The organism is Streptococcus sp. 27098_8_82, from assembly GCF_041431615.1.
Lineage (GTDB): Bacteria > Bacillota > Bacilli > Lactobacillales > Streptococcaceae > Streptococcus > Streptococcus sanguinis_K.
Genome location: NZ_JAPVYB010000009.1, coordinates 49931 through 62253 on the forward strand (window position 1 = coordinate 49931; position 12323 = coordinate 62253).

At 41.9% G+C, this 12323-nt stretch carries 14 protein-coding genes; 7 read left to right on the forward strand and 7 right to left on the reverse strand.

The features are described from left to right. The first annotated feature begins 57 nt into the window (after positions 1 to 57). Positions 58 to 252 carry a hypothetical protein gene (locus O3627_RS10720; protein WP_371621423.1) on the forward strand — a complete coding sequence of 65 codons (195 nt, stop codon included), beginning with the start codon at positions 58 to 60 and terminating at the stop codon, positions 250 to 252. A gap of 101 nt (positions 253 to 353) precedes the next feature. On the opposite strand, the gene O3627_RS10725 is transcribed toward O3627_RS10720, so the two are convergent. After that, entirely contained in the window at positions 354 to 614 is a 261-nt protein-coding gene (locus tag O3627_RS10725; protein ID WP_371621424.1) for a hypothetical protein, read from the reverse strand. Positions 615 to 917: 303 nt separating this feature from the next. On the opposite strand from O3627_RS10725, the gene O3627_RS10730 reads away from it, so the two are divergent. The 4 genes from O3627_RS10730 to O3627_RS10745 all read left to right on the forward strand — a co-directional run bounded on the left by O3627_RS10730 (position 918) and on the right by O3627_RS10745 (position 3224). After that, on the forward strand, positions 918 to 1268 hold the full coding sequence (locus tag O3627_RS10730) for a helix-turn-helix domain-containing protein (RefSeq protein ID WP_125352066.1): 351 nt from the start codon (positions 918 to 920) through the stop codon (positions 1266 to 1268). A gap of 18 nt (positions 1269 to 1286) precedes the next feature. Further along, positions 1287 to 1670 carry an ImmA/IrrE family metallo-endopeptidase gene (locus O3627_RS10735; protein WP_371621425.1) on the forward strand — a complete coding sequence of 128 codons (384 nt, stop codon included), beginning with the start codon at positions 1287 to 1289 and terminating at the stop codon, positions 1668 to 1670. A 66-nt stretch (positions 1671 to 1736) separates the two neighbouring features. Continuing rightward, entirely contained in the window at positions 1737 to 1946 is a 210-nt protein-coding gene (locus O3627_RS10740; RefSeq protein ID WP_371621426.1) for a hypothetical protein, read from the forward strand. A 126-nt stretch (positions 1947 to 2072) separates the two neighbouring features. Further along, complete coding sequence (locus O3627_RS10745) at positions 2073 to 3224, forward strand: tyrosine-type recombinase/integrase (RefSeq protein WP_371621427.1); 1152 nt, start codon at positions 2073 to 2075, stop codon at positions 3222 to 3224. Between the two features lie 89 nt (positions 3225 to 3313). On the opposite strand, the gene pyk is transcribed toward O3627_RS10745, so the two are convergent. From pyk to O3627_RS10760, 3 genes are all read right to left on the reverse strand, one after another. Then, the gene (pyk, locus tag O3627_RS10750; RefSeq protein ID WP_002897851.1) at positions 3314 to 4819 is read right to left on the reverse strand and encodes a pyruvate kinase; all 1506 of its coding nucleotides are present in this window, start codon (positions 4817 to 4819) and stop codon (positions 3314 to 3316) included. Between the two features lie 56 nt (positions 4820 to 4875). Further along, a complete protein-coding gene (pfkA, locus tag O3627_RS10755; RefSeq protein ID WP_002895919.1) occupies positions 4876 to 5886 on the reverse strand; it encodes a 6-phosphofructokinase in 1011 nt (336 codons plus the stop codon). Positions 5887 to 5970: 84 nt separating this feature from the next. After that, positions 5971 to 9081 carry a DNA polymerase III subunit alpha gene (locus O3627_RS10760; RefSeq protein WP_295505692.1) on the reverse strand — a complete coding sequence of 1037 codons (3111 nt, stop codon included), beginning with the start codon at positions 9079 to 9081 and terminating at the stop codon, positions 5971 to 5973. Between the two features lie 180 nt (positions 9082 to 9261). Here O3627_RS10760 and O3627_RS10765 point away from each other — a divergent pair, with 180 nt between their 5' ends. Together O3627_RS10765 and O3627_RS10770 are read left to right on the forward strand one after the other, a co-directional pair. Further along, positions 9262 to 9969, forward strand: coding sequence for an ABC transporter ATP-binding protein (locus O3627_RS10765; RefSeq protein ID WP_002917451.1), 708 nt, complete (start codon positions 9262 to 9264; stop codon positions 9967 to 9969). A gap of 14 nt (positions 9970 to 9983) precedes the next feature. After that, positions 9984 to 10817 (forward strand): hypothetical protein, encoded by an 834-nt coding sequence (locus tag O3627_RS10770; protein WP_002917452.1) that lies wholly within the window; start codon positions 9984 to 9986, stop codon positions 10815 to 10817. A gap of 42 nt (positions 10818 to 10859) precedes the next feature. Here O3627_RS10770 and O3627_RS10775 read toward each other — a convergent pair whose 3' ends face one another. The 3 genes from O3627_RS10775 to O3627_RS10785 form a co-directional block, all read right to left on the reverse strand. Then, positions 10860 to 11555 carry an LrgB family protein gene (locus tag O3627_RS10775; RefSeq protein WP_002897855.1) on the reverse strand — a complete coding sequence of 232 codons (696 nt, stop codon included), beginning with the start codon at positions 11553 to 11555 and terminating at the stop codon, positions 10860 to 10862. Continuing rightward, positions 11548 to 11928, reverse strand: a complete 381-nt coding sequence (locus O3627_RS10780; RefSeq protein ID WP_002917453.1) for a CidA/LrgA family protein — start codon at positions 11926 to 11928, stop codon at positions 11548 to 11550. Before O3627_RS10780 ends, O3627_RS10775 begins: the two co-directional genes overlap by 8 nt. A gap of 173 nt (positions 11929 to 12101) precedes the next feature. Beyond that, positions 12102 to 12323 (reverse strand): accessory secretory protein Asp5, encoded by a 222-nt coding sequence (locus O3627_RS10785; RefSeq protein ID WP_002917454.1) that lies wholly within the window; start codon positions 12321 to 12323, stop codon positions 12102 to 12104.

Sequence of the window (12323 nt, forward strand, 5' to 3'; positions counted from 1 at the left end):
AAGCGCCTCACCCAGAGGTGCTTTTTTGTGCTATAATCATCTCGAAGGGAGGTGAATATGATGAAAACATTCGATGATTTTAGAAAGTCTTTGACAGAAGAAGATATGGATTACATAGCAAGCAAAGCCAATAATGCCATCAACCATATCGACCATACTGACGCTCTTCAAATCGGAACTGTCAGCGGTTTAATTTCTGCTGTTACTACTCTTGAGCTTCTTGAGAAGTATCATGAATGGCTTCACGAATAAGCCGACTAAAATCTTTGGGGTCTATCATTAAATTGATAGGCTCTTTTTTGTTCCCTGTATACGGATAGCGTTTTGGTTTCATTCGCAAAACTCCTTTCTTTTTAAAAAACTGACACACCACGTTTATCCCAATACTCAATGAAATCTTGTTGGCCTTGTCCGTCATAACCGCAGGCAAAGAATGCTAGACCATAATTGCTTTCGCTTTCCATTTTTTCCTCTAAGATATCTTTGTTAGCGGCGCAAAATCTTTGCAGGTTTTTTAATTCCTTTGCATATGGGTGAAACATTGTCCGATCATCCTTTTCGTTTACAATGTGGTAATTCCAACCTACAACATTTTTTTCGTATCTGTATCTCATTTTTGATACTCCTTTCTTAATTAGAAAGTTAAAGAAATAGTAAATTATTTTATAAAAATGCTTGACAGATTTTACACTAGGGTGTAAAATGTAAGCATGATTAAAAGGCTTGATAAAACGGTATATCTATCAATTCGATGCGCTCGCCAAAGCTATTTAATTTTTAGATAAGTTTTTACAAGGTTTTTTACTAAATCTTTAACTTACAAAAACTATTTTACACTAGAGTATTATTTTTGTCAATAGAAAATAACACTTTTTTATAAAATATTTTTTGTCGTGCCCAAGAAAGGCTTTGTGACAATGTTTTCTACACTTGAAAAAATAAAAGAGCTATCCTATAAACGGCATATAAACTTACAAAAAGTTGCCGAAGACCTAGGTTATAGTGTAAATTATTTTTATTCGCTTAAAGAAAAAACTTTAAAATCTGACCGTCTTCAAGAAATCGCAGACTATTTCGGAGTATCTACTGACTATCTACTAGGTCGGACAGATAACCCTGCTATCGCAGGAGAAAAAGCTCCAGAGCATGAAATAGAACTTGACGACTTGGACGGCCGCATCATGCTATTTGACGGCAAGCCATTGTCTGACGACGACAAGCGAGCCATTAAGGGCATCATAGAGGGCTACCTCAATAGCAAGAAATAAGTTTAAGTGAGGGAGATTATGGATAAAGAAAAAGAACTGTTGGAGCAGTATGAGGTATCACTTTATACTTTTAATCCAGACCAATGGGCTGGGCGTGGTTTCTATGACGCAGAGACAAGGACTATTTTCTTAAACAGCTCCTTATCGCCTGCGGAACGTCACAGAGTGCTGCTACACGAATTAGGGCACTTAGAGCATATCGGCTCTATATATCGTCACTCTGCTATGCGCTGCGAGAATGAAGCTAATAGACACATGATCCATAAGCTGTTAGAAGAAGAACTTGCATCATCGGACGACCATCAATCATTTAACTTCTTACACTTTATGCAAAAGCATAAATTAAAGACGGTAACAGACGAATTGATGGTCATTGACGAATATTTTCAATTGATTGGTTAATTAAAAACAAAATAAAACAATGTGCAATCGCTGAACCACATTAAAAGCTGCAGGGAGGATTTTATTATGGGAATGTTTGCTCAACGTTGTCCTTATTGCAAGTCGACTGAAATCGAATTTATGGCTCAAGACAGAAAAGGATTTAATGGTTGTGTTGGATGTATCGGTTTTTTGATCGCTTGGCCTTTTCTACTCCTGGGACTGGTTGGTAAAAAAGGGAAAAATAACTGGCATTGTAGAAACTGTGGCAGAACATTTAAAGCAAAAGCAAAGTAAATCAAAATAAAAAATCCCCACATTCTCGGCCGGCAAGCTTGAATGTGAGGAAATCCTGTATAAGAAACAACCATTCAAAAGGTCGTTTTCTTGTACTCATTTTACCAAAAATGAGGAGAAAAAACAATGTGGATAGAGAAATTAGAAAATGGAAAATATAAATTTTTCGAGAGATACAAAGATCCATATACAGAGAAATGGCGCAGAGTTTCAGTTACTTTAGATAGTGGCTCTAGTCGAGCCAAAAAAGAAGCCCAGAAGATTTTAGATGAAAAGATTGAGAATGTTCTCCAGAAGCTTACGACATCAGACAGGCTGTTTGTCGATGTCCTGGAAGAATGGTGGACATTTTACCAAAAAGAAGTCAGGCGGTCTAGTGTCCGTGCTCGTAAACCAGCATACAAAAGACTATCCAACAACTTTGCGCCTAATGTTCCTATCCGCAATATCGATGTCGCTTATATTAAGAGATATATTGCTAATTCTGACTACACAGCTTCTCAACTAAACCATATCAAAGTTGTCTTAAACGGAGTGTTTGATTATGCTCAAGAGCTAAGGATCATAACTGACAATCCTGCTAGGGCTACTACTCTTCCTAAACGTGTATTGACGTTGGAAAATATGCAATCAGTCACTGAGAAATACCTGGAGCCAGAAGAACTAAATTTGCTCTTAAAAGAGTTATACAAAAGTACTAGAACATACAGAGCTGGGCTATTGGCTGAATTTATGTCTTTGAATGGTTGTCGAATTGGTGAAGCTGTAGCTATCGAAAGACACAATTACCACAGAGAAAGCAGAGAGCTGGATATACACGGCACATTAGATAGCATTGACAGAAATGCCAAGAAAGAACTGACGAAAACTATATCAAGCTACCGCACGACTAACTTGACTAGCCGTGAAATCGAGATCATCGACGAGTTTATCAAACTAAATGAACTAGCCACTAGTACGAACCCTGAACTCTCTGATACAGATTATATCTTCCTCAATAACCATGGGAAGCCAATACAAAGAAACGCTTTTAACATTACCCTGCAGAAAGCCAATCAGAGATTGGATAAGCCGATTAATAAGCCCCTCAGCTCCCACATCTTTAGGCATACACTAATCAGCATGCTTGCCGAAAAAAACGTACCTGTAAAAGCTATCATGGCAAGAGTCGGGCATAAAGACTCTAATACTACCATGCAAATCTATACCCATGTCACAAAGAGCATGAAGTCTAATATAGAGAATATTTTAGACACGATTGCCAATAGTCGAAAATAGATTTTTTGCCCCTTGCTTGCCCCTTACAACAAATAAAAACCTTGCTAACAACGCAGAAACGTTGATATAGCAAGGTTTTTTAATTCCTATTAACGTACTGTACGGATGCGCATTGTGTTGGTACGAACTGCTTCACCAAGCGGCACACCAGCAACAATAACGATATCATCGCCAGATTCAACCAATCCTTGCTCAACCGCAATCTTTTCAGCGATTTCAAACATATCATCTGTATTAGATGGAGTTTCAGTAGTCACTGGAATAACACCCCAGTTCAGCATAAGACCACGTTGAGTCAATTCGTCAAAAGTGATAGCTAAGATATCAGCGTTTGGACGGTATTTAGAAATCAAGCGAGCTGTGTGACCAGTCTTAGTAAGGGTAACTACCAACTTGATATCCATTGAATTTGTAGCATCTTTAACTGCTGAAGCCATAACTTCAGTCTTAGAGTTGCGCTCAAAGTTGTCAGTTGTCAAACGGCCATATTCGTTAAGAAGGGTTTGAGCATTCTTATCGATAGTCGCCATTGTTGTTACTGACTCAAGTGGGTATTTACCATTTGCAGACTCACCTGAAAGCATAGTTGCGTCAGTTCCATCGATAACAGCGTTAAACACGTCTGATACTTCTGAACGAGTTGCACGTGGTTTTTCTGTCATGGTTTCAAGCATGTTAGTTGCAGTGATAACCACTTTACCAGCTGCATTTACCTTAGTGATGATCATCTTTTGGTAAACTGGAACCATTTCAAATGGTACTTCGATACCCATGTCACCACGGGCAATCATGATACCATCAGCAGCTTCAATGATTTCGTCCAAGTTATCGATACCTTGTTGGTTTTCGATTTTCGCGAACAATTGAACGTGTCCATTACCAGTTTCTTCACAGATTGCACGAACTTCGTTGACGTCTTTTGCAGTACGTACAAATGAAATCGCGATGAAGTTGATTCCTTGCTCAAGACCAAAGCGGATATCGTCATTGTCACGCTCAGCAAGTGCTGGGAAAGGAATCTTAGTGTTAGGGATGTTCACACCTTTTTGCTTAGCAATGATGCCGTCATTTTCAACTTCTACTTCAAATTCACGAGTAGCATCGTCTTTAGCGACAACACGAAGACCAAGTTTACCATCGTCAACCAATACTTGACGACCAACTTCAACATCATCATAGATGTCCAATCCACCAGCAACGTTCAAAGCAATTACTTCACGAGTAGATTTGATACCTTGCTTAGTAGCAACACGGATTTTTTCACCTGTCTTGTATGAATACTCTTTTGCATCGCCTTCGAACAATTCTGTACGAATTTCTGGTCCTTTTGTATCAAGAAGGAAACCAACTTTTTGACCGGCAATTTCTTCTGCACGCTTAACAGTTGCCATGCGCTCTCCTTGCTCAGCATGGTCACCGTGTGAGAAGTTGAAACGGAATGTGTTTGCGCCAGCTTCAATCAACTTAGCAATGTTTTGAGCTGATGCTTCAACATCCAGCTTTTCTCCCCAATATCCGTCATCACCGAATTTTTTACCACCGCGGATTTCTACCGCAGGACCTAATGTTGCAACGATTTTTACACGTTTATTCATGATTGTATGAAACTCCTTCTTCTATTTGGCCTCTTGGCCTGAATAACAAATAATAATTAAATATTGATGCTGCGGTTCAAATCAGCCAAGTCCAGATCAGCCTTGTGCGGATTATTGACAACAATCTTGCCTTCAGCAGTCAAGCTAAAGAGTGCTCCTTCTTCAGCAGTTCCCAAAATTGGGCTTTCAACCATCTGCTCATTGCGGATTCCAACAGCAACTCCGCCGATACCTTCTTTAAGCAGTTTAACAGCATGTGCTCCCATACGAGATGCAAGAACACGGTCACGCGCAGTCGGTGAGCCTCCACGCTGGATATGTCCGAGCTCTGTGACACGCAAATCGCTCATATCTCCAGCTTCTTTCAGCTTTTCAGCAAATTCATCCGCTGACATGACACCCTCAGCCAAGACGATGATGTTGTGCTTCTTACCCTTGGCATAGCCATTCTTAATGCTTTCAACAACTTCTTCGATCTTGAAACCTTCTTCAGGAACGATGATTTCATCCGCACCAGATGCAATACCTGCCCAAAGAGCAATATCACCAGCATTACGACCCATTACTTCGATAACGAAAGTACGACGGTGACTGGATGAGGTATCCCGAATCTTGTCAATCGCATCCATAGCTGTAGTAACAGCAGTATCAAAACCGATAGTGAAGTCTGTTCCGACGATATCATTGTCAATGGTTCCTGGAACACCAACAGCTGGGAAGCCATGCTCTGTCAAGCGCATCGCACCGTGGTAAGATCCATCACCACCGATAACAACGACACCTTCGATTCCATGTTTTTTAAGCTGCTCAATCCCTTTCAGCTGCCCTTCAACTTGGGCAAACTCAGGATAACGAGCAGAGTGAAGGAAAGTTCCACCACGAGAAATAATGTCACCAACTGATGTCGCATCAAGTGGGTAAATCTCGCCAGCTACCATTCCAGCGTAACCATCATAAATACCGTAAACTTCCATTCCTTCGGAAATTGCTTTACGAACAACCGCACGGATGGCAGCATTCATACCAGGGGCATCACCACCACTAGTCAAAACAGCAATACGTTTCATTTCGCTTTTTGCTCCTTTTTCTTTTTAACATTCTTATAGATTATACCACAATCATCATGAAAATTCTCTTATTTTCCATATTTTTTAACGAAAAATCGTTTTCATAGTATAATTCTTTAATTCCTCTTGCAGCTGCTCCGATTTCTCCACTCGGAAATGAGGTGCAGACATAGTTCGCTTCTCATCTTCATAGCGCAGGACAACCGGAATATTGCCGGGGTATTTCTGTAAAATCTGAGATATTTTCCGATCATGTTCATGTCCAGCAAGTTTTATCCAGAATCGTTCTGTAGTGGCTTCTTCTATATCTGACAGGACCAACTGTAAACGGCCATCCCGCTCCTGCACCTTGCCAGTCAAGTAGTAAATGCCCTTTTCCTTAATACGCTCAGCCAGCTGACGATAGGTATCAGGAAAGAGGGTAACATCCAGTTTTTTCTTCGTATCTGAAACCTGCAAGAAGGACATATTCTCGCCCTTTTTAGTCCGAATAGTCTTGATAGTCTGGACTTGAGCTAAAATCCTAGCTCTGCTATTTTCCGTCAAATCACTAATCCAACTAAAGGGCTGGTCTGCTTCTTTGGCCAGTTTAACCAAGGGGTGATCGCTAAGCCCCACACCGATAATGCTCTGTTCCAGCTCAAACTTTTCGGCATCGCTGAAATCCTGAGCCTCTGTCCAAGAATAAGTCGTATCCGCAAAGAGGCTGCCCAGCTCATCCGCAAATACAAATAGATTAGGCAGATTGGCTAAAATTTTTTGGCGATTTTTCTCAAAACTGTCAAAGAGCCCCAGCTGGATTAGAGGAGTCAGCAGTGGAATCTTATGGTAATTCTGAGGTAGGCGCAGAATAAAGTCTTCTACCCCAGTAAAGGCAGCATTTTGTCGCTCTTCGATAATCCAGTATGCCAAATCCCTAGGCAGGCCCTTGATATTTTTCAGACCCAAAAAAATCTTTTTATCCTGAAACTTATCATGGTAGGGAATATTATTGATGCTGAGGGGTGCTGTTTCAAAGTCAAAACTCAGGGCATCGGTGATATAGTCACTGCTAGAATAATTAAGCATGACATCAAAGAAAACATCTGGATAGTGAGCCTTGAAGTAAGCCAACTGAAAGGCCAGAGCTGAGTAGGCATAGGCGTGGCTGCGGTTGAAGCCATAACCAGCAAACTTCTCCATAATAGCAAAGACTTCCTTGGCTTTGGATTCCGAGTGACCTAGCTTGAGAGCACCTGCAACAAAGTCCTCCTGCATGCGGTGCATTTCAGCAGCACTTTTCTTACCCATTGCCCTTCGTAAAATATCAGCTTTCCCCAGACTAAAGCCACCAAAACGCTGGGCTACCTGCATGACCTGCTCTTGGTAGAGCATGATACCGTAAGTCGGAGCTAGAATATCAGCCAAACTGTCATCAATCAGCTCCACCTGCTCCAGTCCATGCTTTCTCTTTACAAAATTGTCAATATAATCGCTAGCTCCAGGACGATTGAGAGAAGTTGTGGCCACTACTTCCTCAAAGCAAACTGGCTGAACCCGCTTGAGCAGGCTAATGGCACCCGGCTGCTCAAACTGGAAAATCCCCTTGGTCTGGCCAGTCGCAAAGAGTTTCAGAGTGTCTGCATCCTCCAAGTCAATGTCTGCAATCTCAATATCTACCTCATATTTTTTCAGGGTTGCTTCTTTCATCCGCTGAACAAAGGTCAGATTGCGCAAGCCCAGAAAGTCCATCTTAAGCAGTCCATTGCTCTCCACACCGTGGGCATCATATTGGGTGATATACATGTCCTCACCATATTTGAGCGGTATCTGGTCTGTCAGGTCATTGTCACTCATCACAACGCCGGCTGCATGGATAGAAGTCTGACGGGGATGACCTTCGATTTTTTTAGCAATATCAAAGGCCCTTTGATATTCCAGCTTACTGTTGATAATCTGACGAAAGCCCATATTTTTCTCATAAGCAGAGGTCAGACTATCGCCGAAGCGAATTTTCTTGGTGATATTGGTCAGCTCATACTCTGGCAGACCGAAACGCTTGAAAACATCGCGAATGGCCTGCTTAGCTCCAAAGGTCGAGTAGGTCACAATCTGAGCCGCATGCATACTGCCATAGCGGTCCCGAACATAGCGGATAAACTCCGGCCGGTAAACATCAGGAATATCGATATCAATATCGGGCATGGTATAGCGCTCTAGATTTAGAAAGCGCTCAAAAAGCAGGTTATTTTTGACTGGGTCAATCCCAGTAATCTCCAAAGCATAGGCCACCAGACTGCCGACAGCAGATCCTCGACCCATACCCATATAGTAGCCCTGACTACGACCAAAGCGCAGCAAATCCCAGACAATGAGGAAATAATCATCAAAGCCCATCTGATGAATGACATCCAGCTCCTGATCCAGCCGTTCCTGATAAAGTTTACCTATTAAACCGCGTTTTTTCAAGCCAGCTTCGGAGCGCTCCCGCAACTCTTCCACGGCTGGTCGCTCCCGATTAAAGCGGGGCAGTTTCAGCTCCCTATTGATATCATAGTGAACATGACGGACTAGCTTCTCAAGATTAGCCAAACTCTCTGGGAAAGTTTCCTTAAAAGCTCCTGCCAGAGCATCTGGTCCCAGCAAAAACTCATGATTGGGAAGGCTGCCAATCTCCCGCAGGCTGGCATTTTCTCGAATAGCCCGGAGCATCTGCAAGGTTTCCAAATCCCCCGTGTCAAAATATCGGACAGTATGCAGGGGCAGGGTTGGCCGACCGAACTCCTGCTTGGGCGTTGCTGGAAAGACACCAACATAAAAATCCAACCCCAAATCCAGATCTGCTACTCCGTCAAAAGCAGGAACAATCACAGCCAAGCCCTTAAAGAGATGCTGGAAATCCTCCCAGTTTTTTTGTCCCATCATCTTGAGAGTCGAGACTTTCATCAGATTACGATAGCCCTGACTGTCTAAGGCCAGCAGACGGAGATGAAGCTCCTGCTCTTCCTTAATCAGACTCAGCTCCAAGCCTAAAAGCGGCTGCAGTCCCGCAGATTCAGCTTCCTCTAAGAAATGATAGGCACCATAGAGATTGTCCACATCCATCATGCCCAGATGGCTGTATCCTAAGTCCTTGGCTTTCTGCACATATTTCTTTATCGGGACCAAGCTATCCATAAAACTGTAAACAGTCTTGGTATCAAGTTGTATTACCACATTATTCTCCTTGAACACGCTTTGCTTCTTCTTATAACTATTATACCGCAATTCACTGAATGAGGGAAATAGGAGTTTGACTGAACAGAAAGATTCCATTCCCTCTTTCCGGCTTTCTTTGCCATTTTCCTAAGGAAAAGGTATAATAATTGTAAATTGAAGAAAATAAAGGAGACATGTATGAATCAGTATCCTCTGGTCTATCTTGACCATGTCCATAAAAATTATGGCGACGCACCCGCCCTGTATGATGTGAGCTTAAACATACAGCCCGGCAGAATCATCGGACTTCTAGGTCCTAATGGTAGCGGCAAGACAACTATTATCAAGCTTATCAATGGACTTTTGCAGCCGACCTCTGGTCATATTTATCTCAAAGGCGTCAAACCTTCTCCTGATACCAAAAGAATCGTTTCCTATCTGCCAGATACGACTTATCTGAGCGACAGCTCCAAAGTAATCGAAGCTGTAAAATATTTCCAAGATTTTTATGATAATTTTAACAGCACGAAAGCCATGCAGCTTCTAAAGGATCTTCATATCGATCCTCAAGCACGCATCGGAAGCCTTTCAAAAGGAAATAAAGAAAAAATGCAGCTCATTCTGGTCATGAGCCGCCATGCGGAACTCTATATCCTAGACGAACCTATTGGTGGTGTTGATCCGGCTGCTCGTGACTATATCCTGCAGACCATCATCCAAAACCGCACACCTCAGTCTTCTGTCATTATTTCCACCCACTTGATTGCAGATATCGAGCCAATCTTGGATGAAGTAATCCTGATTAACCAAGGTCAGATCTTTTTGCATGAAAATGCTAATCAGCTGCGTCAACAGTACAATCAATCCATTGATAATCTCTTCCGCAGCCAGTTTCGCTTTTATTAGGAGGTCTTCATTATATGTTTGGAAAACTGTTTAAATACGACTTTAAGTCTAATTACAAATGGTATTGTATCACCTTTGCCATTCTTCTCATTCTATCAGTCTTTATGGGAATCATAGCTGGCAGCATCCTAAGACCTGAGGCAATGAATCGCTATAGTGAACATCCATTGTCTATTAGTGGTGTTATTATCACTTTCTATCTACTATTTCTCTTGCTGTTTTCTGCATCTTGCGCAGTCTTTCTATCCAATACCATCATTATTATCCGTCGATTTTATAAAAATGTCTTTGGGAGAGAAGGCTACCTGACTTGGACCTTGCCGGTCACCCCGCATCAGATTCTTCTGTCCAAGCTTCTTTCCGCATTTGTTTGGACCCTCTTGTGTATGCTGACCATGTTTATTAGTGGTTTAGTCATCTTTGGCATTGCTCTTCCCCTTGTAGGTTTTTCATTCAATGAGATTTTCAAATTTATTGGTGAAATACCAGATTTGTGGCTATGGATTGTCAAATACGGCTTCCTTAATCTCCTTCAAATCCTTTCTGGTATCCTCTTCTTTTACCTAGCAATCTCAGTCGGACAGCTTTTCAAGAAGAATCGGATTATGATGGCTGTGCTCTTTGGATTTTTGATTTGGACTGTTCTGGCAGTCCTGTCACTCTTATTACCTAGTTCTTTTGATTCATATGGACTACTTAGTTTATATGATTACAGTTACTCCTCTTCGGAATTTGAACAGATGCTAGATGGCTTCATTATTATCAGAGTCGTCTTTGAGCTGGTCAAAATTTTCGGTTTCTATTTTACAATCTATGCTATTGTAAAAAACAAACTAAATCTTCAATAAGCAAAACAAGGTTGAAACAAAACGTTTCAACCTTGTTTATTTTTACTTCAGAATAATCGCTGCCACGATGGGGCTGACCAGAACGTACATGAGGCCGGTCACGCCAATCGCAAGTCCTGCCATAGCTCCGGCGACCTGTCCGTATTTAAAGGCGGTTCCCGTTCCTACCGCATGGCCAGTTCCACCTAAAGCTAGACCGATAGCTACTGGGTCTGTGATTTTTAAGAGCTTAAGAAGCGTTGGCCCCAAGACACTGGTCAGAATGCCCGTCGCAACAACCACCACTAATGTCACTGTAGCAAGACCTTGCAGCTTGTCTGTGATGCCGACAGCCATGGCCGTTGTGACAGATTTCGGAAAAAGAGAAACAGCCAGAAAGAAATCCATGCCGAAAAACTTAGCCAGCAGAGCCGTAAAGCTGGTATTGACTACAACCGCCGCAAAGGTCCCAATCAAAATACTGCGCGCATGGTGCTTCATCAAATGAAAAGTCTTGTAAAGCGGAATCCCCAAAGCAACCGTAGATGGCACAATTAGGTTGTTTAAATAGGAGCCGCCGACATAGTAATCCTTGTAGGAAATACCGGTTAATTTCAAAAAAGCAATAACCAAAACTGCTGCAATCAGCAAAGGAGTTGTCAAGGGATGAGGAAATCTCCGAAAAATCAATAGGCCGAACAGATAGGCCAAGATAGACAAGGCAAGGCCAAAGAGAGGGTTGCTCCATAAATCAGACATTGCTGGCGTCTCCTTCCTCATAATCTCCTTCAAAACGAGTCTTAATCAGCTGCACCACAACTGCAATCACGCAGACATTAAGCACAATTGCTCCTAAAATAATCAAAATAATCGGCAGCAGATAAGGCGCGATGACCTGAAATTTATCCATGATACCAACTGCTGGAGGCAGAAAAAGAATGGTCATATTTGCCAAGAGAAAATTGCCAACCATGCTGATATGACGCAGGCGCAGGAGCTTGAACTGCAGAGCTAAAAACAGCAAGACTAAACCTATGATACTGCCCGGAACTGGCAGGTGGAAAACACTTGAAATTCCTTCTCCAACGAGGGAAATCATAAAAATAATCATCAACTGAACGTATAATTTCATACCAAACCTCCATCACTTGTATATCCAGTTTACTCCTTTTCAGAAAAATATCAAGGTGCTTTCAGAAATTAAAACCTTTACATCCAAAATTTGCTTATAAAAATTCCCTCTATTGTCTGCAATAGAGGGTCTTTCTTATTTAGCAGTCGTCTGAGTAACTTCCTAAACAGATGCTAGAGGGATTGAATCATAAAGAAAATCATGAGCACAATCAGGGAAAGGCTTGCTAAAAGAACTAGGATTTTCTTTGCGAGGTGGGTTTCCCAGTAGCCTGACTTGCCGATTGATGTATTGGTGTCTCTGTAAAATTGCTGGTTTTCTCTGGGAAGAAGACTAACCAGCAAAATCAAGACAAAGGCTGCTACAATGGTAAGTGTAATCAATATTGTTTGCAT

Bases quoted from the DNA above. Each gene is read 5' to 3' on its own strand.
- O3627_RS10720 (WP_371621423.1), top strand. From the start codon at position 58: ATGATGAAAACATTCGATGATTTTAGAAAGTCTTTGACAGAAGAAGAT.
- O3627_RS10725 (WP_371621424.1), bottom strand. From the start codon at position 614: ATGAGATACAGATACGAAAAAAATGTTGTAGGTTGGAATTACCACATT.
- O3627_RS10730 (WP_125352066.1), top strand. From the start codon at position 918: ATGTTTTCTACACTTGAAAAAATAAAAGAGCTATCCTATAAACGGCAT.
- O3627_RS10735 (WP_371621425.1), top strand. From the start codon at position 1,287: ATGGATAAAGAAAAAGAACTGTTGGAGCAGTATGAGGTATCACTTTAT.
- O3627_RS10740 (WP_371621426.1), top strand. From the start codon at position 1,737: ATGGGAATGTTTGCTCAACGTTGTCCTTATTGCAAGTCGACTGAAATC.
- O3627_RS10745 (WP_371621427.1), top strand. From the start codon at position 2,073: ATGTGGATAGAGAAATTAGAAAATGGAAAATATAAATTTTTCGAGAGA.
- pyk (WP_002897851.1), bottom strand. From the start codon at position 4,819: ATGAATAAACGTGTAAAAATCGTTGCAACATTAGGTCCTGCGGTAGAA.
- pfkA (WP_002895919.1), bottom strand. From the start codon at position 5,886: ATGAAACGTATTGCTGTTTTGACTAGTGGTGGTGATGCCCCTGGTATG.
- O3627_RS10765 (WP_002917451.1), top strand. From the start codon at position 9,262: ATGAATCAGTATCCTCTGGTCTATCTTGACCATGTCCATAAAAATTAT.
- O3627_RS10770 (WP_002917452.1), top strand. From the start codon at position 9,984: ATGTTTGGAAAACTGTTTAAATACGACTTTAAGTCTAATTACAAATGG.
- O3627_RS10775 (WP_002897855.1), bottom strand. From the start codon at position 11,555: ATGTCTGATTTATGGAGCAACCCTCTCTTTGGCCTTGCCTTGTCTATC.
- O3627_RS10780 (WP_002917453.1), bottom strand. From the start codon at position 11,928: ATGAAATTATACGTTCAGTTGATGATTATTTTTATGATTTCCCTCGTT.
- O3627_RS10785 (WP_002917454.1), bottom strand. From the start codon at position 12,323: ATGCAAACAATATTGATTACACTTACCATTGTAGCAGCCTTTGTCTTG.